Below are 23884 nucleotides of genomic sequence, written 5' to 3'. Positions count from 1 at the left end.
TCTATCGCCTTGAATTCATTCGATGCCGGCCTTGGCATAGCGGTTGCTCCCCACACAATGCAGGGGCGCAGCCGGTTTGCCTGAAATCGCCGGCATGAGCCCTGGTTCAACAGTGTTCCGGAAGGCCATGCGATGAATGCTGAACGATACGCCGATCGCGCCAAGGGCTTCATCCAGTCCGCCCGGTCGCTGGCGACGCGTGAGGAAGGCGTGCACGACGCTGCGGCCGCGAAGCTCCCGGCCGGCAAGGGCAGCCTGATCTTCAACGGCAAGAAGCTGGCGATGGTGGACGAGGGCGATCTGGAACTGGCCTGAGCGGCTGGCGGTTATCGCTCCGACCCGCAATGGCGGGCGGGGCCTCCGTCTTCCGGCACGGGGCTCGACGATGGACAGGTTTCAACCCAGGAGGAAGGCGCGATGAAGGACAGGATCAAGGAAGGCATGGAGGTCGTCGGGGCCGACGGTGTGCATGTCGGTTCGGTCGACCGCGTCGAGGGAGAGCGCATCAAGCTCAAGAAGAGCGATTCCTACGGCCGGCATGAAGGCCATCACCACTTTATCGAGCTCGGCTTCGTCGCCGGCGTCGAAGGCAGCAAGGTGCGCCTCTCCGCCAATGCGGACATCGCCGTGACGCTGGAGGAAGAGCCCTCCGGCAAGCCGGTGAACCTCTGACGCTTCCGGCCGCGATCCTCGCACGCGGGGGATCGCGGCCGTCTTGTCCGAATAAAGGATGGCTCCGATGCAGCAATATGATCTCTATCTCAACGCCAGGAAGCCTGCGATCGGGCTCTACGTCGCCAGCGGCGCGAAACTGCCGGACTTTGCCGATCCCAAGGAATGGCTTTTCGACGGGACCGCTGCCGCGGATCTGCTGCCACCGAGCGTGATCGAAGGCGTCGCCAGCGCAGGTCATGCCTTCCGCGACATGGATTGAGGCTGGTTTTCGGACGGGCAGGCCTCGCCATTGGTCAACCCGCCGGCTGCCGCGGCAGCCGAGCCGCCTGCTGCTGCCGCCTCGTCCAGACTGTCCGGCGACGGCTCGCCAGGCATCGGCTCCCCGAAGAAGAAGCGAGGCTAGAATAATCTGCACCGCGAGCTCGCTCCCATCGCGGACGCCGGGGTCCCGGCCACGATGCAGGCTGTTGCTCCGGTGACGCGATGATCGTCTAGAGGTCCGTGCTCTGCGGCAGGATGACGAGATCGCGGATGGTGACATTGCGCGGGCGGGTCAGCATGAAATGCACGGCCTCCGCCACCTCTTCGGCCTCGATCAGGCCGCCGCGGGCACGCTCGGCATCGAGCTTTGCCTGCGGCCAGTCGGCGATCAGGGCAGTCACCACCGGGCCGGGCAGCACGGCGCCGACGCGCAGGCCATGTGGGATGACCTGGCGGCGCAGGGTGTGGACGAAGGCCTGAACCGCATGTTTCGAGGCGGTGTAGACGGGCTCCCAGACCACGGGGACGATCCCGGCCACCGAGCTGGTGACGAGGATGTCGCCGGTCTTGCGCGCGATCATATGCGGCAGCACCGCATGGATGCTGCGGAAGACGGCGTTGACATTGAGGTTGAGCATCCGGTCCCAGGCATCGGGGTCGCCTTCGCTGACTGGCCCGCCGACATAGGAGCCGGCATTGGCATGGAAGATGTCGAGCGCACCGGCCTTGTCGAGGATCGCCGGCAGCATGCCGGCGACGGAGGCGCGGTCGGTCAGGTCGACGACGAGCGGAATGGCCGCAGTGCCGAGCGGCTTGCAGGCCCGCGCCAGCGCCTCCCCGTCGCGATCGACCAGGATGACGCGCGCGCCGGCCGCGAGCAGGCGCTTCGCGCAGGCGAGGCCGATTCCCGAGGCTGCGCCGGTGATCGCGGCGGTCTTTCCGGTCAGGTCCTGGGTCACGTCGAGGTCTCCGATAGAGCTTGATGGCGCGCGGGCTGCATGAGCGTGCGGGCTGTGCGGGCGGCCGCCTGCAGCGTTTCGAAAGCGGCAAGGCGGCGGGCGTGCAGCTCGGCGATGTCGCCACCGGCCGGGGCGAAGACGGTGGCGCCGGGCGCCATACCGGTCATGGCCTCGCCGAGGCCGGGAAAGGTTTTCGCGGCCGTGGCTGCGAGCATGGCCGAGCCGAGCAGGACGGGATCGACCTCGTGGGGCGCGAGCAGCGGCAATCCGGAGCAGTCCGCCAGCAATTGCCGGATCAGTGGATGGCGGCCCGCACCGCCGCTGAGCACGATCGCCTCGATGACCGCGCCCTTGGCGCGGCTGGCTTCGATGATCTGGCGCAGGCCGTAGCCGATGCCGGTGAGGCCGGCGACATAGAGCGCAACGAGATGGTCGAGATCGCGCTCCATGCCGAGCCCGGCGACCACCGCCCGCGCCTGCGGATCGGCATGGGGCGAGCGGTTGCCGAGGAAGTCCGGCACGACGATGATCTCGCTGGCGAGGCAGGCCGCTTCCGAGGGGGTGGCCACATGTCGGGCTGCTCGCGCCGCGAGCCAGTCGGGCAATGACAGCCCTTCGCCTTCGGCGAGGCGCTGCGCCTCGGGCGCTGCCGGGTGGAAGCCGATGAGCTGCTCGATGGCGGCGCCGGCACCGGATTGGCCGCCTTCGCTGAGCCAGAGGCCCGGCGCCATCGCCGAGAAATAGGGCCCCCAGATGCCGGGGATGAAGATCGGCTCGGCGCTGCTCGCCATGGTGCAGGCCGAGGTGCCGAAGACATAGGCCATGCGGGTCAGCGCCGTTCCGTGCGGCGAGTGCACGCCGACCGAGCCGACACCGCCGGCATGGGCATCGATCAGACCGGCGGCGACGGGGGTGCCGGGGTTCAGCCCGAGTTCGGCGGCAGCCTGTTCGGTGAGCCCGTTGCCGAGCGCGGTGCCGCCGGGAACGATCTCGGTGCCGATGCGGGCGAAGCCGCCATCGGCGAGATCGCCCAGGCCGATCTTACGGAAATAGCTCTCGTCCCAGTGCCCTTCATGGGCGAGATAGGTCCATTTGCAGGTGACCGTGCAGGTCGAGCGCGCCAGCGAGCCTGTCGCGCGCCAGGTCAGAAAATCCGGCAGGTCGAAGAACTGCCAGGCGGTGTGATAGCTCGCGGGCAAGTTCTCCTTGAGCCAAAGCAGCTTCGGCGTTTCCATCTCCGGCGAGATCGTGCCGCCGACATAGGCGAGGACCGGATGCTCGGTCGCGTTGATGCGCTCGGCCTGGTCGATGGCGCGATGATCCATCCAGACGATGATGTCGCGGTCGGCATCTCCATGCGCTCCGACCGGCAGCGGCTTCCCGCCCGGTCCGAGCACGACCAGCGAGCAGGTCGCGTCGAAGCCGATGCCGGCGATCTCGTCCGGCCTGAGCCCAGACTGCGTCATCGCCTCCCGCACGCTGGCGCAGACGGCCTGCCAGATATCCGCGCTCGACTGCTCGGCGAAATCAGGCCCGTCGCGATAGAGCGCGATGTCGCGCTTCGCCGTCGCGAGCATGCGTCCCGTCCGGTCGAAGATGCCGGCCCGGGCGCTGCCGGTGCCGACATCGATGCCGATGAAGTGGCCGGCCATATCAGGCCGCGGCGCGGTTCGGCGGCCCGGCGCGGGTGCCGTCCGGGTTGCGCAGGTAGACGCCGCGTTCGAGCTGCTGGCGGCGCAATTCCCCGACGTCGATATCGGCCGGCGGGCGGTTGCCGCGCACCGAGATCTTGGCGGCGCGGCCGGCCGCCTCGCCCATCGCCATGCAGGTCGCCATGACGCGGATCGCGCCCATCGCCTCATGGGTCGCGGAGATGCTGCGGCCGGCAACCAGGAGGTTGGCGATCTTCTGCGGCACCAGCGAGCGATAGGGGATGTCGTAGCAGTCGCCGCACCAGATCAGCGTGCAGCCATCGTCGGACGGACGGTGGATGTCGATCGGATAGCTCGCCACTGCGATGGCATCGTCGAAATGTGCGCAGGCGAGCACGTCCTCCTGCGTCATCACATATTGGCCGCGGATGCGGCGCGTCTCGCGGATGCCGAGGAAGGGCGCCGTCTTGGTGAAATAGGCCTTCTCGAAGCCCGGCACGTAATTGACGAGATAGGTGACGATATCGTCGATCTGGGCGCGGCCCTCGATCTCGCCCTTGGTCAGACTGCGGGCATCGGTGCCGTCCGTACCCTTGACGCGGGTCATGTTGATCCAGACCTCGCCCTTCTTCAGGCCGGTGATGATGATGGTGCGCTCGTTCGGGATCTGCAGGCCGCGCTCGGCCTTGGCCTTGGCCATGAGCTCGCGCATGCCGACCACGATGAACTGGTGGTTCTGGCCGAAATACTCGGCCGGGATGAAGTCGGTGAGATAGGTCCGCGCGGCGGGAGGCGCATTGGCAATCGAGAGGCGCAGCGCATCGGTGTCGACGCCGGCGAGGCAGAACATCAGCGTCGGCGGCTGCATGCCGCCATGCTCGTTGCCCTTCTCGGTCGGCACGCCGGCGCTGTAGGCGACGTCCGCATCGCCGCTGCAATCGATCACGACCTTGGCGAGGATGGCGCTGCGGCCGCTCTTGCTCTCGGTGATGACGCCGCGGATCGTGTCGTTCTCGACCAGCGCACCGGCGAAGAAGGTGTAGAACAGCACGTCGACGCCGGCTTCCGTCAGCATCTCCAGCGCGACCGTCTTCACGGCTTCAGGCTCGACCAGCGTGATGCCCATATGGAGCGGGCAGGGTCGGTGCTCGCTTGCGCCCTGGCGCTCCCGGCGCAGGCGCTCGATGAATTTCTGCGGCAGGCCGTCGATGATCTGGTTGCCCTTCTGGCCGAGGAAGCCGAGCACCGGCAGGCCGATCGTCATGTTGCCGCCGACGAAGCTGCGGCTCTCGATCAACCCGACGCGCAGGCCGTCCTCGGCGGCGGCGAGCGCGGCGGTGAGGCCCGAGGGGCCGCCGCCGACGACGAGCACGTCATATTCGGCGGAGACGGGGATGGAGCGGGCCGGCTCCTCGATGAAGCGGGTCGCGGCGGTCGACATGATGAAGATCCTTCAGGGTGTAGCGAATGGGCAAAGGCCTGCCGGGCAACGAGCCCCTCAGGCCGAGTGTGCGATCAGGCCGGCATCATCGGCTTGACGCGTTCGATGATGGCGGAGACGGCGTCCTTGACCGGCTTGCGGCCGAGCACGGCGAGCTGGACTTCCTCGAGGAAGGTCGCTTGCGCGCGGGCGGCCTCGGGGAAGGGTGGGAAGGCGCCGCGCGCCGTCGCCAGAACCTTGGCCTCGACGGCGGCGAGCGCGTTGCCGGCCTTCAGTTTCTCGTCGGCATAGGTCGAGACGCGCACCGGGCCGTTGCCGTTGAGCGCCATGCCCAGCGTCACGCGCTTGCTGGAGACCTCCTTGATGAAGCTCCAGGCCAGCGCCTTGTCCTTGGCGTTCTTCGGGATCGCCATCGCCCAGGCCTCGACGACCGAGGCCATCGGCATCTTGCCTTCGATCGCCTTGGAGCCGGGGAAGGGCACGGCCTTGATCTTGCCGGGGAACTTGCTCTGCTCGGCATTGTTGAGCTGCGCGCCGCGGGCAAAGGGCAGCACGGTGAAGGCGGCGCGGCCCTGCTGCAGCCAGGTGACCTGATCGTCATTCTTGGTCGTCGCATAGCTGCGCGGCAGGCTGCCCGCCTCGAACATGCCGCGCAGCGCGCTGAGCCCCTGCTCCAGCGCCTCGCGGTTCGGCACCAGCTTGAGATCGGGACTGATGAAATCGCCGCCATAGGCGCGGGCGAACATCACCGGGAAGACGGCGAGGTCGCTCGCCAGCACCATGCCGGTCACGGGCGTGCCGGCCTTGGCGGTGAAGGTGGTCTTCTTCGCCTGCTCGATCAGCTCTTCCAGCGTCGCCGGCGGGGCGGTGATGCCGGCCTCCTCCAGCAGCGCCTCGTTGTAGAACAGGCCTTGCGTCGCATGGCGGACGGGAATGCCGATCAGCTTGCCGTCGACCGTCATGCCCTGCACGAGGCCGGGCGCGATATCGCCGAAATCCTCGATCGCGTCCTTGTCCTGATAGGGGCCGAGCGGCTCGAACAGCGCGGCGATCTGCGAGGTCGGCCGGTTGTCGATGAGATAGCCGACGCCGTATTCGGTCTCCTTCAGGCTGGCCTCGCGGAAGAGCCGGTCCTGCAAAGGATTGGAATCGAAGGTCGCGAAGGCGATCTCGGCGTCGTTGGCCTTGCGCCAGCCGGCCATCAGGTCGCCATCGCCGCTGCCGAGCACCGTCTGGTGGACCTTGTGGCTGAGCACGTTCAGCGTCTTGCCGGCGGCGCGCGCTGGGCCAATGGCGAGTGCCGCGGCGACGCCGGCGGAGAAGGCACGGCGAGTGAGCTTGGTTTCAGGCTTGTTCGACATGGTCTGCCTCCCTCTTGTGGTTGGCTACCCCTTCGTCGAACCGGCGGTGAGACCGGCCACGAGGTAGCGGTTCATGAAGACGACGAAGAGAAGGACGGGCACGAGCTGCACCGTCGCGGCGGCGAAGAGGATCCCCCAATCGACGCCGTCGATGGAGCCGATCATCTCGGAGATCACGAGAGGCGCGGTCTTGGCCTTGGTCGCGGTGAAGATGAAGGCGAAGAGGAACTCGTTCCACGAGAACACGATGACGAAGACCGCGACCGCGAGCATGCCCGGCATCGCCAGCGGCGCGATGACCTTGCGCAGGATGGTAAGGCGGCTTGCCCCGTCCATCGCGGCTGCTTCGTCCAGCTCGCGCGGAATCTGGTCCATGAAGGTGCGCATCAGCACGGTGCCGAGCGAGACGAAGAAGGTCGCGTAGAGCAGGATCAGGACGAGATGGGTGTCGCTGAGCCCGAGCCAGTTCACGATCGGGAAGAGCGGCAGCGTCACCACGATCGGCGGGATCAGGCGGACGACGATGAGCCCGAGCAGGCTCGCGCCGAGCCAGCGGCCGGAATTACGCGAATAGACATAGCCGGCGCAGGCACTGGCGACGATGGCGAGCAGCGTTGCCCCCACCGTGATCAGCAGGCTGTTGAGCAGCCCCTCGAAGAACACGCCCCAGGAACGCCAGAGCTCGGCGTAGTGTTTGAAGGTCGGCGTGAACAGCCATTTCGGCGGCACCGCGAAGATGTCCTGGCCGGGCTTCAGCGAGGACATCGCGATGAACAGGATCGGGAACAGCGACCAGAACAGGATCGCCGCGACGGCGAGCGCCTTGCCCAGCCCGATCAGGAGGCGCTCAGCGCGCATGGGCGACACCTCCGCGCTTGAGCAGGAAGACATAGGCGCCGGCGAGCAGCAGCGAGGCCAGCACCATGATCCAGGCGGTGGCGGCAGCCGGACCGAAGGCGTTGAAGCTGAAGGCCTCCTGATAGAGGTAGATCGCCACGACCTCGGTCGAGCGGGCAGGGCCACCCTTGGTCAGGAGCCACGCCTCCGAGAACAGGCGGAAGGCGAAGATGTAGCGGAAGAGCAGGGCGATCAGCATTGCCGGGGCGAGCAGCGGCAGCGTTACCTTCCGGAAAGCCTGCCAGCGCGTCGCGCCGTCGATCCGGGAGGCTTCGTACAGCTCCGCGGGAATGGCGAGGCGGGCGGCATAGACGATGACGAAGGTGAAGGGCAGGTGCAGCCAGATCGTCAAAAGGCCGATCAGGATCATCGCGTGCGAGGGTTCGAAGGACCAGTCGAGCGTCGGCAGGTGCAGAGCCCGGAGCGCCAGCGTGATCGGCCCGGCATCGGGGTCGAACAGGAAGCGCCACATCACCACGGCTGTGACTTCACTGACGGCATAGGGCGCGAGCACCGCGACGAGCAGGAAACGCCGGAAGGGCAGGCCGCTGGCGAAGAGCAGGGCCATGCCGAGGCCGACGGCGAGTTCCAGATGCACCGCGACGACGACGAGGACGACGGTGTTCCAGAGTGCGCTATGGAAGGCGGGGTCGGTCAGGACGCGCCAGTAGTTCCGCAGGCCGACGAAGCTCGGCGCCTGGCCGAAGCTCGACGTGTTCAGGCTCAGCCAGACGACATAAAGCGACGGCAGCACGATGACGCTCAGGATGAGCAGATGCACCGGCGCAAGCAGCGGCAATAGCCGTGCCGTTCGTTGAAGCTGCACGCGTTTCCTCCAGGACTTCTTTGCTCCGGGCTCTGTCGGCCCGGTGGCTCGGACGCGTGGCGTCCGCAGGCTGTCTTCGTCAGTGCACCGCCTTGAGCGAAGCGGCAGGTCTTTCCGATGCCGGCGGCGGGTCGTGGCTGTCGCCATGCTCGGCGCCGGCGGCGAGATCGCTTACGGAATCGCGGGTCTGCAGGCTGGCCTGGAGCACGCAATGGGTCGGCGGGCCTGCGTCTCCGGCCATGCGGGCGCGCAGGCGGCTCCAGGCCGCTTCCGCGATCTCGGCGATCGGCTGGCGGATCGCGGTCAGCCCGGTCTTGCGGGCGCTCATCCAGGGGTAATCGTCGAAGCCGACGACCGAGACCGGATCGGGGATATCGATCCGCATCCGGGCCAGCGCCGAGAGCGTGCTCAGCGTCGTGACATTGGTGAGCGCGATGACGGCACTGGGCTGCGGGTGCCGTTCGAGCCAGTGCAGGAAGGTCGCGGCGCCGCGATCGGCATTCGAGCCGAGCTCGATCACGGTCGGCTCGCGGTCGAGCGTGCGGCGGATCAGTTCGCAGGCGCCGCGGACGCGCTCGCGGATCGGCGAGATCGCGAGGCTGGAAGCCGCGACGAAGAGGTCGCGATGGCCTTTGGCGAGGAGGTGGCGGGCTGCGATCTCGCCGGCCTCCCGGTTGTCGATCGCCACGGTGTCGACGAGCGATCCTTCGGGCGGCACGCGGTCGGCGAAAACGATGGGCAGACGCCCGATCTCGTTGCGCAGTGCGTCCGGTACGGCGTCGGAGCAGGGCACGGCGATCAGCCCGGACGGGCGCCAGGCCAGCAGGGTACGCAGCCGCGACTGCTCGAGCCCGAGATCGTCGCGGGAGCTGGCGACGAGGATGTCGTAGCCGTCCTTCTGTGCGAGGACTTCGAGCTGCGAGACCAGCGAGGTGAAGAAGACGTCGTCGAGGTCGGGCACGAGGACGCCGACCACGCGGGCCTGGCCCGAGCGCAGTTGCGAGGCGGCTCGATCGACCTGGTAGGCGAGTTCCTCGGCAGCCTTCAGTACGCGCTCGCGCAAGTCGGCATTGACCGGCTTGTTGCCGCTGAAGACGTTCGAAACGGTTGCAATGGACACGCCGGCGCGCGCCGCGACATCCCGGATCGTGACCCGCCCATTGTCCATCAAGTCGCCTGTTAAACGTTTTACAGAAAAACGTTTAACAGGCGTGGCGTCCCGAGACAAGCTGCGCTTTGCGAAAATTTATTCGGGACGGTTTGTCCGTTCCCCGCTCTCACGGGACGAATGGATCGCGCGGCGCAGAGGGAGGAGCGCCGAAGGGGCAACCGTTACGGTCGCCCCGATGGGATGTCAGGCGGGCTCAGCCTTTCACGAAGGCGAGCAGGTCGGCGTTGAGCACTTCGGCATGGGTGGTCAGCATGCCGTGCGGATAGCCCGGATAGACCTTGAGCGTGCCGTTCTTCAGATGCTTGATCGATTCATGGGCGGAGGCGCCGATCGGCACGATCTGGTCGTCGTCGCCATGGGCCACGAGCGTCGGCACGCTGATCGCCTTGAGGTCGCCGGTCTGGTCGGTCTCGGAGAAGGCCTTGATGCCGTCGTAATGGGCCTTGGCGCTGCCCATCATGCCCTGGCGCCACCAGTTCCGGATCACGCCCTCGTCGACCTTCGCGCCCGGCCGGTTATAACCGTAGAACGGGCCGGTCGGCACATCCAGGAAGAACTGCGCCCGGTTGTCGGCGAGGGCCTTGCGGAAGCCGTCGAAGACCTCGATCGGCAGGCCGCCGGGATTGCCGGCCGTCTTCACCATCAGCGGCGGCACGGCCGAGACCAGCACCGCCTTAGCGACACGGCCCTGCGGCTCGCCATGTTTCGCGACATAGCGCGCGACCTGGCCGCCGCCGGTCGAATGGCCGATATGGACGGAATTCCTGAGGTCGAGATGCTCGACCACGGCCGAGGCGTCGGCGGCGTAATGGTCCATGTCATGGCCGTCCCAGACCTGGGCCGAGCGGCCATGGCCGCGCCGGTCGCTGGCGACGACGCGATAGCCCTTGTGCAGGAAGAACAGCATCTGGGCGTCCCAGTCGTCGCTGCTCAGCGGCCAGCCATGGTGGAACATGATCGGCTGGGCGTCCTTCGGTCCCCAGTCCTTGTAGAAGATCTCGACGCCGTCCTTGGTCGTGACAAATGCCATGGTCAATGTCCTTCCTGAGCGCCGAACACGAGCTTCGCATCGATGATCCCGGGCCGCAGGCGGCGCCGGCACCGTTGCGATGTCCGTGGTCAGTCGTGGGTTCCGGTTCGAGCCCCGCCGCATGCGGGCTCCAGCCGATATTGCAGCGTTAGCGTCCGCTGTACACCCGCTGAATCACGCCCTCGCGGCTGGGAGCTTTCCGGCGCCGCCAGCCTTAAAGCCGCAGGAAGCGCTTGGCGTTGTCGTGGAGCCAGAGCCTTTCCACTTCCTCGCCGATCGGGAGCGCCCTGATCTCGGCGATGGTGCGCGCGATCGGGCCGAGCGGGTAAGCACTGCCGAAGATGATGCGGTCCTTCAGCACGGTGCGGCCGTATTGCAGGAGCGGCTCATAGCCGGAGCCCGCGACCTGCAGGTATTTCGGCCGGACGGCGACGAGGCCGATGCTGACATTGGGGTGGCGCCAGGCGACGCCGATCAGTTCGTGCACCCAGGGGAAGCCCGGCGGCGAGGCGCAGACCCGCAATTCCGGGAAATCGACCATCACCTCGTCGAGCAGGGACGGGTGACCGTAGCGCATCAGTGTCGAGGTCGCGAAATTGATCGAGCAATGGATATTCACGGGGATGTCGAGCTCGATGCATTTGGCATAGAGCGGATACATCCGCCGGTCGTTGATCGCGAGGTGGTGCTCGAAGCATTGCAGGTTGAGACCGCGCAAGCCGAGCACGCGCACGGCATGGTGGAGCTCACGCACCGCCGTCATGCCCTTGTTGGGGTCGACGCCGGCGAAGCCGATGAAGCGCGGCCCCTGCTCGCGGCAGAAATCGGCGACATCCTCGTTGCTGATGCGCCAGCCATAGGTTGTCTCTAGGTCGCGCGCCTTCACGCAGACATGGCTGACGCCGGCCTTGTCGTATTCCGCGAGATAGCCGGCGAAGTCCTGCTGCGGCTCGGCCGCAGTCTCGCTGGCGGCATAGACCTGTCGATAGCGCTTGAGATGCTCGGCGCCCTTCGGGCCGAAGGCCGGGAGTGGCGGACGGCTGCCGTAGTCGATGATCACGAATGCTGCTCCTTGCCGGAGAGGGCGGGCCAATTCGCGGCCCATGGCTTCAGCGCTTCGATCGCTGCAGCGACGGCCAGAAGCTGGGTCTCGGAATGCCAGCGGCCGACGATCTGGAGGCCGATCGGCAGGCCGTCCGGGCTGATGCCACAGGGCACGGAGAGGGCCGGGTGGCCGCTGGCATTGTAGGGGATGGTGTAGGGATACCAGGCGTCGCGCAGCGCGCCGTGGTCGATGCCGTCGACGACGAGCGGGCCGTCCGATTGCTGGCCGATCGGCAGGGCCGGTGTCGCGACGGTCGGCGTGATGAAGACATCCGCGCCGTCGAAGAGGCGTTCCACCTGCCGGTAGATCTCGGAGCGGGCGCGCTGGGCATGGGCGAGGCGCGTATAGGTCTGCGCTTCCGGCTGCAGGGTGAGGCCGAGGCGGGCGGTGCGGTCCATGCGTTCGCCGTGCTCCTCCAGCAGTGTGCCGAAGCGGGCATGCTGGTAGGCGCGCATCAGCACGAGGGCCGAGGGTGTGTCGAAGATGATGTCATCCAGCATCGCCACTTGCTCGGCGCCGGCTGTCAGCAAGCGTTCGACCGTCTCGCCGACCGCAGCCTCCACCGCCGAGGCGACCCAGCGATTGAGTGTCCGGGGAGCGTAGCGGAAGCGCAGGCCCTTGAGGGTGGCGACGGGATTCTCGGGAAGTCGGACGGGCTCGGCCGAGCCGCCGAAGGAGAGCGGGTCGTGCCGGTCGGGACCCTTCATCGCGTTGAACATCAGCGCGACATCCGCGACCGTGCGGCCCATCTGGCCAAGGCAGGTCAGCGAGCCGAACAAGTCCGTCGTGGTCTCGTGCGGCACAGCACCCCAACTCGGCTTCAGGCCGACGACGCCGCAGCAGGAGGCCGGGATGCGGCCGGAGCCGGCGCCGTCCGAGGTGAGATGGAGTGGGCCGAAGCCCATCGCCGCTGCGATGGCCGCGCCGCCGCTGGAGCCGCCGCAGCTATAGTCGGTGTTCCAGGGATTGCGGCTGATGCCCTGGCGCGGGGAATCGGTCAGCACCTTGTGGCCGAATTCCGGGGTGGTCGATTTCGCGAAAGGGATCGCGCCGGCCCGGCGAAGGCGGGCGACCGCTTCGGCATCCTTGTCGGCGACCTGCCCGGCGAAGGCGTGCGAGGCGTATTCGAGCGGCATGCCGGCGACGGCGACCAAGTCCTTGACGCTGAAGGGCAAGCCGTGGAGCGGGCCAGGCTCAGCGCCGGCCGCGAGCTTACGGTCGGCCTCACGGGCGGCGTCGAGCGCGCTGTCTGTCGCGACATGGGAGAAGGCGTTGACGGGCGCGTTGCGGGCCTCGATCTGGCCGAGCACGGAGCTCATCAGCGTCTCGGCCTTGAGCGCGCCGGAGCGCAGCTCGGGCAGGAGTTTGGCCGCGCTGCGGCTCCAGAGGGGCATGCTCATCGCCAGATTCCTTCCACCCTGTCGAAGGCGCCGAGACGCAGATCGGCGACCCCGGCCGTCAAGGCCGTCTTCGCGACTTTCTGCGAGGCGGTGCGCGGGATGTCGTCGACGAAGGCGATGTAGCGGGGGATCTTGAAGGCGGCGAGATTGGCTTCGCAATGCCTGGCGATCCGGCCGATCAGGTCGTCGCTGCCGTTGATACCGGCGGCCGGCAGGACATAGGCCTTGACCTCCTCGCCGCGCAGGTCGTCCGGCACCGGGACAACCGCGACCTCTTCGATCTCGTCCATGTTGCGCAAGACGGTCTCGACTTCCCGCGCCGCGATGTTCTCGCCGGCCCGCCGCACCATATCCTTGAGGCGGCCGACGATATAGAAATAGCCCTCGGCATCCTGACGGAAGAGATCGCCGGTACGGAACCATTCGCCGAAGAAGCTGTCGCGATTGGCCTCGGGGCGGTTGTAATAGCCGAGCATCAGGCCGGGACCTTTCAGCACGAGTTCGCCGATCTCGCCGCGCGGGATATCCTTGCCCTCCTCGTCGACGACGCGCGCCTGCCGGAACGGGGCGGGGATGCCGCAGGAGCCGGAACCGACCATGTGGAGCGCATTCAGAGGCATGTAGAGGCCGGGGCCGACCTCGGTCATGCCGAAAGCCTCCATCGCCGGGGCGTTGAAGCGCTTGCGCAAAGCCGCGTTCACCTCCTTGCGGTGGCCGTAGATGTTGGCTCGCATCAGCTCGGTGTTGCCGTCCTCGGGCGTTTCCGGCTGCTTGAAGACGATCTCCGGGAACAGGCAGAAATGGATGCGGTGCTCGCGCAGCCAGGCGGCGAAGCGGCTGGCGCTCTGACGCTTCGCGACGAAGAGCGTGCCGCGCTGGTAGAAGCACAGCAGCAATAGCCATTGCGGGTCCATGTAGAAGAACGGCGTCGAGGCGAGCACACGGCGGAGGCGTTTGGCATCGCGGAAGCCGTTCACGAAGGCGGCACCCAGCCAGTAGCGATGCGTCAGCATGCAGCCCTTGGGGAAGCCGGTCGTGCCCGAGGTGTACTGGATGTTCATGAGGTCGTCATGGGCGGGCTCCGGCCCGTCATGCCGCGCGCCTTCTGGCACCGAAGCGACGAGGGCCTCGAGCGTCATGGCGCCCGGCGGCAGCAGGCTCTCCTGCGTCTCCTCGGCGGCCATGCGCAGGATGCGGTGAGGCCGCGGGAACTTCCCGGCCTCGGCGACCTCCACCGCCTCGCGATATTGCGGGCCGCATTCATCGTGGATGACCAGCGCCTCGGCGCCGGCATCGCCGAGCACATAGGCGAGCTCGCGGCCGGTATAGCGCAGGTTGACCGGCACCATCACGGCGCCGATCCGCGCCAGCGCCAGCCAGACGATCGGCATCTGCGGGCAGTTCGGCAGCATGACGCCGACCTTCATGCCGCGCGTCACGCCGAAGGAGGCGAGCGCCGCGGCCATCCGGTCGACCGCCACATCGAGCGCGGCATAGGTGATCGTCTCGCCGGTTTCGAAGAAGTTCCAGGCGAGCCCGTCCGGAGTCTCGGCCGCCGCTTCGCGCAGCAGGGTCCCGATATTGCGGGGGAAGCTGAAGCGCTCCATCTCGCGATGCCGCGCCGCGACATCGAGCGCGGCCAGGCGCGCCACATAGGCATCGGCCCAGACGGGCATTTCACTCTCGGCGGGAAGGGGCGGCATTGGCATCTCGAAAGGCATGTTCGCGTCGAACAGGTCAGGAAGTTATGTTTTCCGTCTGTGCTCGTACGCGGTTGAGAGCGTGGCGGGATTGCGAGGCTGTGCCGGTCTCTGGCGCGTTTTCCAGTTTTCCGTCTGGCCCGGCTCGCACTATTCCGCTGCCGGCAGGGCGCCGCAAATTTCTTTTTGACTAGAAATCATGCCTGTTGGTTATATTCGATCCGAAGCCAGTGGCGGAGCCTTGCATGCGGATCACCCATCGACAACTCGAGGCTTATATCCAGTTCATGGAGACCGGCAGCGTCACGGCCGCAGCCGAGCGGATGCGGCTGTCTCAGCCGGCGATGAGCAAGATCCTGGCGGGGCTCGAAATCGACCTCGCGCTCACCCTGTTCGAGCGCAAGCGCAAGCGCCTGATCCCGACGCATCAGGCGCAACTGCTCTACAAGGAGGTGCGGCGGCTCTTTGCCTCGCTCAGCGATGTCGAGCGCTTTGCCAGGGATTTGCGCGACCTGCGTTCAGGCGAGCTCAGGATCGTCTCGGCGGCCTCGATCGGCCATACGCTGGTGGCGGATGCGCTCGTCGCCTTCGCCGAGGCCAATCCGGCGATCTCGGTGACGCTCGACGTCTCCAGCGTCGTCGGCAGCGACGTGCTCGGGCAGAATGTCGATATAGGCTTCTCGGTCAGCCATTTCCATCACCCGGACCTGCTGACCGAGCCGCTCTTTCATGCCGATGCGGTCTGTGTGATGCGGCGGGACCACCCGCTGGCATCGCGCGAGGTGATCGTGCCGCGCGATCTGGAGGGGGCGGAGTTCATCTCGTTTACCCGCAATAGCCGGATGCGGCACCTGACCGACGCGGTGTTCGAACAGCAGCGCATCTCGCGCAAGATGCGGGCGGAGGTGTTCTCCTCAGTCGAGGCCAATGCGCTCGTTTCGCGGGGCTTCGGCATCGCCATCGTCGAGCCGATGACCGTGCATCAGGGTTTCTGGCCGGATCTGGTGGCGCGGCGCTTCGAGCCGACCATCGCCTTCACCTTCAACGCCATCGTCTCGCGCAACCGGCCGGTCTCGCCGCTGACGAAGTCCTTCCTCGCCGAGCTCAAGGGCCGAATTGCCGCGCTCGCCAATGGCGACGATCCGCGCGCGGCCGAGAGCCTGACCGTGCGGTTGCCGCAGCGGCGCACGCGCGACGGCGCGGGTTCAGGCGCCGTCGTGGCGGACGAAGAAGGTGAGGCCAGCGACGCGATCGAGGATGATCACCGCGAGGAAGGTAATCAGCACGCTGATCGTTGAGATCGCCGCCAGCACCGGCGTCGCCGAATCCTGGACGAAGGAGAAGATCTGCACCGGCAGGGTCGAGATGTTCGGTCCGATCAGGAACATGGTCACCGTAACCTCGTCGAAGGAGATGATGCCGGCGAAGAGCAGCGAGGTCAGGATGCCCGATCGGCACATCGGGATGACGATGTCCTTGAGCGCGCGCCATTCGCTCGCGCCCATCACATTGGCGGCGCGGACGAGATCGGGGTCGAGGCTGCGCAAGGCGATATGGATCGGGCGGTAGGAGAAGGGCAGCGTCACGATGAGATGGGCGAGCACGATGCCCGGCGCCGTGCCGATCAAACCGAACTGGGCGACGAGCGCGACCATGGCGACGCCCATCGCGGCGTGCGGGAAGAACAATGGCGAGAAGATCGCCAGTTCCAGCCAGGTCGCGAGCTTCGGTGCATGGCGCTGCGTGTAATAGGCCGCCATGAAATTGACGATGGTGACGATCACCGCCGTTACCGCCGCGATGCAGACGCTGATGGCGAAGGCACGCGGCCAGCGCGGATCGAACAGCGCATCACGATACCAGCGCAGGCTCAGGCCCTCCGGCGGGAATTGGATATAGCTGGTGTCGCTGAAGGAGGCGCCGATGATGATCAGGATCGGCGCCGGCAGCGAGATCAGCAGCAGGATGCCGGCCCAGGTCGAGATTTTGGGATTTGCCGTCATCGCGCTCACTCCATGGTCCCGATCAGCCGGCGCTCGATGGCTTTCAGCAGGAGCAGCGACAGGAAGCTGATGGCGAGCAGACAGATCGACCAGGCGGCGGCCTTGTTCAGATTGAAGGTGTACATGACCTCTTGGTAAATCTGCGAGCCCACGAACTGATGCGACATGCCGCCGAGCACGATCGGCGTGACGATCGCGCCGATGCTCGCGAGGAAGATCACGATCAGCGCCGTGAAGGCGCCCGGCAGCGACAGCGGCAGTACGATGCGCCGGAAGGTCTGGAAGGGGCTCGCGCCGAGCACGCCGGAGGCCTCCTCCAGATTGCTCTCGATCGCCAGCAGCGAGGACAGGATCGAGATCACCGCGAAGGGGATCAGCACATGGGTCAGCCCGATGACGATGCCGAGATCGTTGAACATCAGCGCCAATGGCTGCTCGATGATCCCGGTCCAGGCCAGCATGCCGTTGATCACGCCCTTGGGGCCGAGCAGCACGAGCCAGCCATAGGTGCGCACGACGAGGCTGACCAGCCATGGCACGAGGACCACGATCAGGAGCGTGTTGCGCCAGCGTTCGAGCCGCCAGAGCAGGAGCGCGATCGGATAGGACAGCGCGACCGAGAGGAGGGCGACCGTCAGCGATGACAGGATCGTCCGAGCGAAGATGACCTGATAGTCGCTGCGGTTCACGATCTGCCGGAAATAGCGCAGCGACCAGCCATCGGCATCGGCGAAGCCGTTCGAGAAGAGCTGGAAGACCGAGACGAAGAACAGGCCGAGCAGGGCGAGGACCGGCAGGAGCAGCAGCGCCTTGGCCGGCGAGGCAGGCTGCGTTTCCGTCATGGCTTCTCTCCGAAGCTCGCAGCGGCGGGCGCTGCGAGTGGCTCGAAGACCTGGGCATCGGCGGGATCGAAGGCGATGCGGCAGGGCGAGCCGGCTTCCGGCAGGGCTGCACCGTCGCTGGCCAATCGCACCGCGACGAGCCGCTGCTCGCCGCAGCGCAGGACGAAGCGCAGGACCGAGCCGAGCGCGATGCGCTCGATGACGGTGCCGGGTAGGGCGATGCGCCCACCGGCATCGGCATCGGCATTCGGCGGCAGGATCGTGATCCGTTCGGGGCGCAGGCCGATCACGCAGGAGGTGCCGGGGACTGGCGAGAAGCCGCGGATGCCGCTCATCGGCAGCGCGTGGCGGCCGCCCGGGCCGTCGATCTCTACCGTCTCGGACGTCACTGCGGCGATGCGGCCGGGTATCTCATTCAGCTCGCCCACGAATTTGGCGACGAAGAGATTGGCGGGCTGTGAATAGATCGCGGGCGGCGTGTCGTATTGCTGGATTGCGCCTGCGCTCATCACCACGATGCGATCCGACATCAAGGTCGCTTCTTCCTGGTCGTGGGTGACGAAGACGAAGGTGGTGCCGAGCTGGCGCTGTATTTCCTTGAGGGCGGCCTGCAGCTGCTTGCGGAGCTGCAGGTCGAGCGCCGAGAGCGGCTCGTCGAGCAGCAGGATCGAGGGTTCGAGCACCAGCGACCGCGCCAGCGCCACGCGCTGCTTCTGGCCGCCGGAGAGCTGCGAAATGCGGCGGCTGCCGAGATGGCCGAGCCCGACGAGATCGAGGAAGGTGCCGACCTTCCGGCGCAATTCCGCCTCCGGCACGTTGCGCAGGCGCAGGCCGTAGGCAACGTTCTCCTCGACCGAGAAATGCGGGAAGAGCGCGAGGTTCTGGAAGACCATGCCGATCGGTCGGCGCTGCGGTGGCAGGCCGGCCATGTCGCGGCCGTCGATCGCGATCTTGCCGGCGCTGGGCTGGATGAAGCCGGCGATCAGGCGCAGCAAGGTTGTCTTGCCGCAGCCGGAAGGGCCGAGCAGGGTGACGAAGGTTCCGGCTTCGACCGCGAGATCGAGGCCGGAGAGCACCGTCGTCGCGCCATAGGCCTTGGCGACGCCGGCGACATGGATGGAACCGCGGGCCGCGCGGGAGGGCGCGGCCTGCGCAAGGGCTTCAGGCTGGGCAGGGGACATCGATCGAATCCGCTGGGTAAGCGAGTGGGTGAGGAGGTGTTCGGCGGATCGTGAAACGAGCACCGGCGCCGGTAATGAAGAACCCGTCATTGCGAGCGTAGCGAAGCAATCCAGGGGAACGTAGAGCTCTGCCGCCCCTGGATTGCTTCGTCGCTCCGCTCCTCGCAATGACGGCTTGGCGGCAAGCTGCTCTAGCGCTTGCCGGCGGCGATCTGCTCGATCCGGTTGAGCCGATCCTCGTAGTCGCTGACGATGACATTCCAATCCGGAATATACATCTTCTTCATCAGCGCCTCGCGGGTCATGCCGAGATCCTGCTCGTATTCCGGCGGCAGCACGGCCTTGTTGTTGGTCGGGATCGAGCCGTTCTGGCCTGAAATCCGGGTCTGCGCGGCAGCGTCCAGGAGCTCATTCAGATAGGTGATGGTCTGCGCCCGTTCGGCGGAGCCCTTCGGTACCACGACGACATAGGGCAGCATCAGCGCACCCTCCTTGGGGATCGCCATCTCGATGGTCTTCTGGCCGTCGCGGCGCAGGCTCCAGACGCGTGTCGAGTAGAACGGCGCGGCCGTGACCTCGCCCCGCGTCAGCAGCGTGTTCATATGGGCGAGCGAGGTATAGGTCGTCAGCGAATTGGCGAAGATGGCCTTGAGCGGCTCGATGCCGGGCTCGATCTTGGCGGCGCTGCCGCCATTGGCATGGGCGAGGATGGTGAGGTCGTAGGAGGTCGCGTAGACCGGGCGCGTCACCGCGAGCTTGCCTTTCCAGCGGGCGTCGGTGAGGTCGTTCCAGGACTTGAAGTCCGAGGCCTTGGCTAGCGTGTTGTTGAAGGCGATGCCGTAATAGCCGAAATGGGTGGCGAGGCCGACGATCTTGCCGTCCTTGTTCCGGACCACCAGCTCCTTCGGCAGGTTGGCGATCGCGGGGATCTCCTTGTCATCGAAGGCTTCGAGCAGGTTCGACTTCGCCAGGCCGATCGCCTCGAAGTAGGTGACCTCGACGACATTGTACTGCGAGGCGGATGGAGAGCGGACGGCGCCGGCCGTGTTGGGCACCTCTGCCATGCGGGCGGGAATCCCGGTCTTCTGGGTGAACTGAACCTGGAAATAGTCACGCAGCACGGCAGCGCCGCCGCCGCCCCAGGTCGCGTGAATGACCTCGGCCGCGCTCGGGCCGGTGCCGGCCGCCAGCATCGACAGTGCGAACACCCATGGCTTCATCTGATTGCTCCCGATCCTCGTGCAGGCTGTTCTGCGCAGCCTCGATGATGGGAGACTCCAGGGTGCGGACCTTCATTGCAAATTCAAAGGAATCCGAACTTCATTCCGGAAAGTTATGAGTGTGTTCGAAGAAGGTGGGATCTGCGGCGAGCACTCTGTTTCCAAACGCTCGCTTTGTCATTCCGGGTTCTTCGCTGCGCGAAGCCCCGCAATGACAAGGGTGGAGTTCCTCGCGAAGCGTGCGAGGGCCTACCGAGACATTTCGCTCAGCACGAGCCGCTTGGTGCGGTCGCTGTTGATGATCAGGCTGTCGGCCGTGATGCGGACCGTGAACAGCCAGGGCAGCACCCAGGGGCAGACGCGCCACTGATCATGAACCTCGGTGCTGACCGGGTGGGCGAAGAAGAAATCATCGCCATGGGCGACGAGCTTCACGCACTGGCTGCCCTCGGGCGATGAGAGCGTGAGGTGCAATTCCGAGCCGGCCTTGCGGGTCTCGCCGTGGAAAGCGCCGGATTGCGCCGTGAAGTGTCTGTTGGCGAAGCGGTCGATTGGAGGCGCGGTCGGCGCGATCGGAACGAAGCGACGGGTCCGGCCGAAGCGCGTCGCCGAGAGTGTGCCGCCGGTATCGGGCTTCAGTGCGAAGGCCGGGATCGAGGCCTGCGGCTGCCAACTTCCGTCGCCAGTGGGCAGGAGCGGCGCGCCTCCCATGTTCATCACCAGATAGGGCTGGCCTTGGCGCCGCTCGATCTGGAAGGCATCGTCGCCGGCTTCATCGCGATAGGTGCCGACCGGAAGGTCGAATTCGTGCTCCCGCCCTTCGCGGGTGGCTCCCAGCAGGTCGCGTGCGATCGAACGAGCGAGGACATAGGGCGCGCAATCGTCGTGATTGGCGAGCAAGACGATGCCGAGATCGGCTTCCTTGAAGCGCACCGATTCCGAGCGCGCGCCGGCGATCCAGCCGCCATGGCCGACCGCCTCGCCGAGTGCGCCATCGTCGCGCACCAGCCCGTAGCCATAGGGCGAGGGGACGCCGTTGATCGTCACGCCGGCATCTTCCATGCGCGCGATCATCCGGGTGTCGCCGATCTTCGGCTGGCGCAGGTTCTGCTGCCAGATGATCATGTCGGCGAGCGTCGAGACCATGCCGCCTTCGCCGCCGATGGCGATGCCCCAGGCGGCCTTCAGCCAGTTGCCGTCCGGTCCGCGGCGGTGATGTCCGGCGAGCCGCGGCAGGATCACGTCGTCGCGCGGCATCAAGGCCGTGTCGTGCATGCCGAGCGGGCCGGTGATGCGCTCCTTCAGGAGGTCGTTGAAGCTGAGCCCCGAGACCTTCTCCAGGATTTCCGAGAGCAGCAGGAAATTGCTGTTGCTGTAAAGCAGGTCGTAGCCCGGCTCGAAATTGAGCTCGCTCTGTCGGCCGACGACGTCGCAGGCGTATTGGCGCGAGGAGGGCGCGAGGATCGGCACGCCGCCGATCGTCATCATCTCCAGGATGTCGCGCAGGCCCGAGGTGTTCGAGGCGAGATGGTGCAGGGTGATCGTCCGGCCGTAATCGGGCAGCCAGGGCAGATGGGTGCGGACGCCGTCCTGCAGGGACAGGCGGCCCTCGCGCTCCAGCGCCAGCAGCAGCCAGGTGGTGAACTGCTTGCTCTGCGAGGCGATGCGCACCACCGAGCGGCTGGAAAGCGGGATGCCGTTGGCGAGATCGGCCATGCCATAGGCCGCTTCATGCACGACTTCGCCGCCCGAGAGGATGGCGATCATCATTCCCGGCGAGGTTTCGCTGTTCCAGGCCGCGACATGCGGGGCGATGCGGGCGGCGATGATGGCGGGATCGAGGGCGAGAGAGGCGCGTGGCATGGCAGGCTTTTAGGCTCGGGGCTTACGTGGAGGCGCCGCGCTTCCCGTGGAAACGCGGCGCTCGAGGTTAGCGCTTGATCTCGACGTTCCAGAACGCCGGCCAGGGCGACGGGGTGAAGCCCGTGAGGCCCGGCGAGACCGCCGAGAGCGCGCTGAAATTGCCGATCTTCACGATCGGGGCCTGCTCGAAGATCAGCTTCTGCAACTCGACCCAGTGCTTGACGCGGGCGTCCTGGCTGGTCGCGCTGTTGAAGGCATCGAGCGCCCTTTCCTTCTCCGGCGTATCCCACCAGCCGCCGGCGGTCTTCGACAGGATGAAGTTCAGCGCGGGTTCCGGCAGGAAGGGGCTGTGGGTGATGAAGACTTCCCAGAGCTCGGGCTTCTTGTTGCGCTGGATCATGGTCGCCCAGTCGCTGACCTGGAGATCGACGGTGAAGCCCGCGGCTTTCAGATATTCGGCCGCGACCTGCGCCATCTTGTAGTGGAACTCGTACTGGCGGCTGGTCAGGATGCGGATCGGCTCGCCCTTGTAGCCGGCCTCCTTGAGCAGTGCCGCCGCTTTCTCGGCGTCACCGAGATCATAGTGGCCCTTGACGCCGACATCGCTGCGCCAGGCATAGCCTTCCGGGTACATCGCGCCGTCGACGGCATAGAACTTCGGATCGCCGAAGCCGGCGGCGAGCATATCCGTCTCGCTGAGAGCCGCCTGGACCGCGCGGCGGATCTTCTCGTTCTTGAGCGGGCCTTCCTTGTTGTTCATCACGAAGATCGGCCAGCCGAAATTGTTCAGCAGGGCAGGCTTGTCCTTGCCCTTCTCCAGCCGTGGGAAAGCCTCGACCGGCAGGGAATCGACATAATCGTACTGGCCGGCGATCGCGGCCTCGATGCGGGTATTGGCGTCTGGCACCGGGACGAAGCGGATCTCGTCGAACTTGGCGATACGGGCGCCACCGAAGCCATCCGCCTTCTCGCTGCGCGGCTTGTAGCCGTCGAAGCGGACGAGCTGCACATACTGGTCCGGCTTGTGTTCCTTGAGCTTGTAGGGGCCCGTGCCGATGACTTCCTTCAGCGGCGTGGCCAGAACCTCGGCCGGCATGATCGCGGCGGCGGAGTTGTTGAAGGCGAGCAGAGAGAGCAGCGGCGCATAGGGCTGGCTCAGCGTGATGGTGACTTCGCTCGGGCCGGTCGCGGCGACCGACTTGACGTAGATCGCCGTCTGCTTGCCGCGCGAGGCGACCTCCATCCAGCGCTTCAGCGAGGCGACGACGTCCTCGGCCGTCATCTCGCGGCCGTTATGAAACCTGATGCCCTGGCGGAGCGCGATCTTGTAGACTGAGCCGTCTGCGCTGATCGTCGGCATCGTCTCGGCGAGCAGCGGCGTGACATTCCACTTGCCGTCGAAGGTGAACAGCGTCTCGAAGACATGCTGCGAGATCATGCCGACGAGATCGGTCGCGCTGATGCCCGGATCGAGCGAGGCCGGTTCGCCGATCACCGCGACATTCACGATGCCACCGGCTTGCTGGGCCTGGCCCGGCGCGACCGATGAAAGCGCGAGCGAGGTCGCGACGCCTACGAGAGCAAGAAGTTTCTTCATTGCTATTTTATTCCGTAATTATGATATATAGGCCATAATAGGGAACCATTCGGGTCAGATGCTGTCAAGCGAAGCGCGACGCGGAATTCGTTGAAACATCTGTGATATATTGGCTATCCCATGGTTCCACTTTCCGGGAATACCTGTTCACCGCAGTGGCGACCGTGTGGTGACATCTCCAGCTTCCGGTCGATTCTCGCGAGATGCAAAACCGCTTTGGCCGTAGGGCGCATGCGGTGCTGGATTCGCAGGCCGGGCGGCGGCATGCTTCCGGCAAATTCGGCTCAGAGCGAGGAGAGCTTCCTTGGACATCACCCGTGCTGGCTCCCGGCCTTCCGGGAAAGGTCCCTCCGACTGGTTCACCGGTACGGTCAGGATCGATCCCCTGTGCAATGCGCATGCGGCAGACCGCGTCCAGGGCGCCAGCGTTACCTTCGAGCCGGGCGCCCGCACGGCCTGGCATACGCATCCGCTCGGGCAGACGCTGATCGTCACGGCTGGGCTCGGCCGCGTGCAGAGCTGGGGCGGGGCGATTATGGAAATCCGGCCCGGCGACGTGGTCTGGTTTCCTCCGGGGGAGAAGCATTGGCACGGGGCCTCGCCTGCGACCGCAATGACCCATATCGCGATCCAGGAGGTTCAGGACGGCAAAGTCGTCGACTGGATGGAACAGGTCTCCGACACCCAATACGGCGGATAG

The 23884-nt window shown here is 66.4% G+C and carries 22 protein-coding genes; 5 read left to right on the top strand and 17 right to left on the bottom strand.

What is annotated here, in order from left to right; all coding sequences use genetic code 11:
* Positions 1-132: 132 nt before the first annotated feature.
* From Q0Q36_RS00420 to Q0Q36_RS00410, 3 genes are all read left to right on the top strand, one after another.
* Positions 133-315 (top strand): hypothetical protein, encoded by a 183-nt coding sequence (locus Q0Q36_RS00420; RefSeq protein ID WP_293794769.1) that lies wholly within the window; start codon positions 133-135, stop codon positions 313-315.
* A gap of 102 nt (positions 316-417) precedes the next feature.
* A complete protein-coding gene (locus tag Q0Q36_RS00415; protein WP_293794768.1) occupies positions 418-672 on the top strand; it encodes a DUF2171 domain-containing protein in 255 nt (84 codons plus the stop codon).
* A 67-nt stretch (positions 673-739) separates the two neighbouring features.
* The gene (locus Q0Q36_RS00410) at positions 740-934 is read left to right on the top strand and encodes a hypothetical protein (protein WP_293794767.1); all 195 of its coding nucleotides are present in this window, start codon (positions 740-742) and stop codon (positions 932-934) included.
* A gap of 232 nt (positions 935-1166) precedes the next feature.
* Here the strand turns inward: Q0Q36_RS00410 and Q0Q36_RS00405 are convergent, their stop codons facing one another.
* From Q0Q36_RS00405 to Q0Q36_RS00355, 11 genes are all read right to left on the bottom strand, one after another.
* Positions 1167-1895, bottom strand: coding sequence for an SDR family oxidoreductase (locus Q0Q36_RS00405; protein WP_293794765.1), 729 nt, complete (start codon positions 1893-1895; stop codon positions 1167-1169).
* Complete coding sequence (locus Q0Q36_RS00400) at positions 1892-3547, bottom strand: FGGY-family carbohydrate kinase (RefSeq protein WP_293794763.1); 1656 nt, start codon at positions 3545-3547, stop codon at positions 1892-1894. The genes Q0Q36_RS00405 and Q0Q36_RS00400 overlap by 4 nt, the downstream gene beginning before the upstream one ends.
* Position 3548: 1 nt before the next feature.
* A complete protein-coding gene (locus tag Q0Q36_RS00395) occupies positions 3549-4988 on the bottom strand; it encodes an FAD-dependent oxidoreductase (RefSeq protein ID WP_293794761.1) in 1440 nt (479 codons plus the stop codon).
* A gap of 74 nt (positions 4989-5062) precedes the next feature.
* Entirely contained in the window at positions 5063-6349 is a 1287-nt protein-coding gene (locus Q0Q36_RS00390) for an extracellular solute-binding protein (protein WP_293794759.1), read from the bottom strand.
* Positions 6350-6373: 24 nt separating this feature from the next.
* The gene (locus tag Q0Q36_RS00385; protein WP_293794757.1) at positions 6374-7207 is read right to left on the bottom strand and encodes a carbohydrate ABC transporter permease; all 834 of its coding nucleotides are present in this window, start codon (positions 7205-7207) and stop codon (positions 6374-6376) included.
* Positions 7197-8072, bottom strand: coding sequence for a carbohydrate ABC transporter permease (locus Q0Q36_RS00380; RefSeq protein ID WP_293794756.1), 876 nt, complete (start codon positions 8070-8072; stop codon positions 7197-7199). Before Q0Q36_RS00380 ends, Q0Q36_RS00385 begins: the two co-directional genes overlap by 11 nt.
* 79 nt (positions 8073-8151) lie before the next feature.
* Positions 8152-9240, bottom strand: a complete 1089-nt coding sequence (locus Q0Q36_RS00375; protein ID WP_293794754.1) for a LacI family DNA-binding transcriptional regulator — start codon at positions 9238-9240, stop codon at positions 8152-8154.
* Between the two features lie 196 nt (positions 9241-9436).
* Complete coding sequence (locus Q0Q36_RS00370) at positions 9437-10273, bottom strand: alpha/beta hydrolase (RefSeq protein ID WP_293794752.1); 837 nt, start codon at positions 10271-10273, stop codon at positions 9437-9439.
* Positions 10274-10487: 214 nt separating this feature from the next.
* Positions 10488-11333, bottom strand: coding sequence for an amidohydrolase family protein (locus Q0Q36_RS00365; RefSeq protein WP_293794750.1), 846 nt, complete (start codon positions 11331-11333; stop codon positions 10488-10490).
* The gene (locus tag Q0Q36_RS00360) at positions 11330-12778 is read right to left on the bottom strand and encodes an amidase (protein WP_293794748.1); all 1449 of its coding nucleotides are present in this window, start codon (positions 12776-12778) and stop codon (positions 11330-11332) included. Before Q0Q36_RS00360 ends, Q0Q36_RS00365 begins: the two co-directional genes overlap by 4 nt.
* Positions 12775-14481, bottom strand: a complete 1707-nt coding sequence (locus Q0Q36_RS00355; protein ID WP_293794747.1) for a class I adenylate-forming enzyme family protein — start codon at positions 14479-14481, stop codon at positions 12775-12777. Before Q0Q36_RS00355 ends, Q0Q36_RS00360 begins: the two co-directional genes overlap by 4 nt.
* Positions 14482-14723: 242 nt before the next feature.
* Here Q0Q36_RS00355 and Q0Q36_RS00350 point away from each other — a divergent pair, with 242 nt between their 5' ends.
* Positions 14724-15776: a LysR substrate-binding domain-containing protein gene (locus Q0Q36_RS00350; RefSeq protein ID WP_293794745.1), complete on the top strand. Its 1053-nt coding sequence runs from the start codon at positions 14724-14726 to the stop codon at positions 15774-15776.
* Here Q0Q36_RS00350 and Q0Q36_RS00345 read toward each other — a convergent pair.
* The 6 genes from Q0Q36_RS00345 to Q0Q36_RS00320 form a co-directional block, all read right to left on the bottom strand.
* Positions 15684-16481, bottom strand: coding sequence for an ABC transporter permease (locus Q0Q36_RS00345; RefSeq protein WP_293794743.1), 798 nt, complete (start codon positions 16479-16481; stop codon positions 15684-15686). The genes Q0Q36_RS00350 and Q0Q36_RS00345 overlap by 93 nt on opposite strands.
* Positions 16482-16486: 5 nt before the next feature.
* On the bottom strand, positions 16487-17323 hold the full coding sequence (locus Q0Q36_RS00340; RefSeq protein ID WP_293794742.1) for an ABC transporter permease: 837 nt from the start codon (positions 17321-17323) through the stop codon (positions 16487-16489).
* A complete protein-coding gene (locus tag Q0Q36_RS00335) occupies positions 17320-18504 on the bottom strand; it encodes an ABC transporter ATP-binding protein (RefSeq protein ID WP_293794741.1) in 1185 nt (394 codons plus the stop codon). Before Q0Q36_RS00335 ends, Q0Q36_RS00340 begins: the two co-directional genes overlap by 4 nt.
* 191 nt (positions 18505-18695) lie before the next feature.
* The gene (locus tag Q0Q36_RS00330) at positions 18696-19724 is read right to left on the bottom strand and encodes an extracellular solute-binding protein (RefSeq protein WP_293794740.1); all 1029 of its coding nucleotides are present in this window, start codon (positions 19722-19724) and stop codon (positions 18696-18698) included.
* Between the two features lie 249 nt (positions 19725-19973).
* Positions 19974-21587, bottom strand: a complete 1614-nt coding sequence (locus tag Q0Q36_RS00325; protein WP_293794739.1) for a serine hydrolase — start codon at positions 21585-21587, stop codon at positions 19974-19976.
* 67 nt (positions 21588-21654) lie between these two features.
* Positions 21655-23184, bottom strand: coding sequence for an ABC transporter substrate-binding protein (locus Q0Q36_RS00320; protein WP_293794738.1), 1530 nt, complete (start codon positions 23182-23184; stop codon positions 21655-21657).
* A 304-nt stretch (positions 23185-23488) separates the two neighbouring features.
* Between Q0Q36_RS00320 and Q0Q36_RS00315 the strand changes: the two genes are divergently transcribed.
* Complete coding sequence (locus tag Q0Q36_RS00315) at positions 23489-23884, top strand: cupin domain-containing protein (protein WP_293794737.1); 396 nt, start codon at positions 23489-23491, stop codon at positions 23882-23884.

Source organism: uncultured Allobosea sp., assembly GCF_945957345.1.
Lineage (GTDB): Bacteria > Pseudomonadota > Alphaproteobacteria > Rhizobiales > Beijerinckiaceae > Allobosea.
This window is presented reverse-complemented; position numbering and strand designations above follow the sequence as displayed.

Excerpts from the sequence above, each read along its gene's own strand:
- Q0Q36_RS00420 (WP_293794769.1), top strand. The coding sequence starts at position 133 with ATGAATGCTGAACGATACGCCGATCGCGCCAAGGGCTTCATCCAGTCC.
- Q0Q36_RS00415 (WP_293794768.1), top strand. The coding sequence starts at position 418 with ATGAAGGACAGGATCAAGGAAGGCATGGAGGTCGTCGGGGCCGACGGT.
- Q0Q36_RS00410 (WP_293794767.1), top strand. The coding sequence starts at position 740 with ATGCAGCAATATGATCTCTATCTCAACGCCAGGAAGCCTGCGATCGGG.
- Q0Q36_RS00400 (WP_293794763.1), bottom strand. The coding sequence starts at position 3,547 with ATGGCCGGCCACTTCATCGGCATCGATGTCGGCACCGGCAGCGCCCGG.
- Q0Q36_RS00395 (WP_293794761.1), bottom strand. The coding sequence starts at position 4,988 with ATGTCGACCGCCGCGACCCGCTTCATCGAGGAGCCGGCCCGCTCCATC.
- Q0Q36_RS00390 (WP_293794759.1), bottom strand. The coding sequence starts at position 6,349 with ATGTCGAACAAGCCTGAAACCAAGCTCACTCGCCGTGCCTTCTCCGCC.
- Q0Q36_RS00385 (WP_293794757.1), bottom strand. The coding sequence starts at position 7,207 with ATGCGCGCTGAGCGCCTCCTGATCGGGCTGGGCAAGGCGCTCGCCGTC.
- Q0Q36_RS00375 (WP_293794754.1), bottom strand. The coding sequence starts at position 9,240 with ATGGACAATGGGCGGGTCACGATCCGGGATGTCGCGGCGCGCGCCGGC.
- Q0Q36_RS00370 (WP_293794752.1), bottom strand. The coding sequence starts at position 10,273 with ATGGCATTTGTCACGACCAAGGACGGCGTCGAGATCTTCTACAAGGAC.
- Q0Q36_RS00360 (WP_293794748.1), bottom strand. The coding sequence starts at position 12,778 with ATGAGCATGCCCCTCTGGAGCCGCAGCGCGGCCAAACTCCTGCCCGAG.
- Q0Q36_RS00355 (WP_293794747.1), bottom strand. The coding sequence starts at position 14,481 with ATGCCGCCCCTTCCCGCCGAGAGTGAAATGCCCGTCTGGGCCGATGCC.
- Q0Q36_RS00350 (WP_293794745.1), top strand. The coding sequence starts at position 14,724 with ATGCGGATCACCCATCGACAACTCGAGGCTTATATCCAGTTCATGGAG.
- Q0Q36_RS00345 (WP_293794743.1), bottom strand. The coding sequence starts at position 16,481 with ATGACGGCAAATCCCAAAATCTCGACCTGGGCCGGCATCCTGCTGCTG.
- Q0Q36_RS00340 (WP_293794742.1), bottom strand. The coding sequence starts at position 17,323 with ATGACGGAAACGCAGCCTGCCTCGCCGGCCAAGGCGCTGCTGCTCCTG.
- Q0Q36_RS00335 (WP_293794741.1), bottom strand. The coding sequence starts at position 18,504 with ATGTCCCCTGCCCAGCCTGAAGCCCTTGCGCAGGCCGCGCCCTCCCGC.
- Q0Q36_RS00330 (WP_293794740.1), bottom strand. The coding sequence starts at position 19,724 with ATGAAGCCATGGGTGTTCGCACTGTCGATGCTGGCGGCCGGCACCGGC.
- Q0Q36_RS00325 (WP_293794739.1), bottom strand. The coding sequence starts at position 21,587 with ATGCCACGCGCCTCTCTCGCCCTCGATCCCGCCATCATCGCCGCCCGC.
- Q0Q36_RS00320 (WP_293794738.1), bottom strand. The coding sequence starts at position 23,184 with ATGAAGAAACTTCTTGCTCTCGTAGGCGTCGCGACCTCGCTCGCGCTT.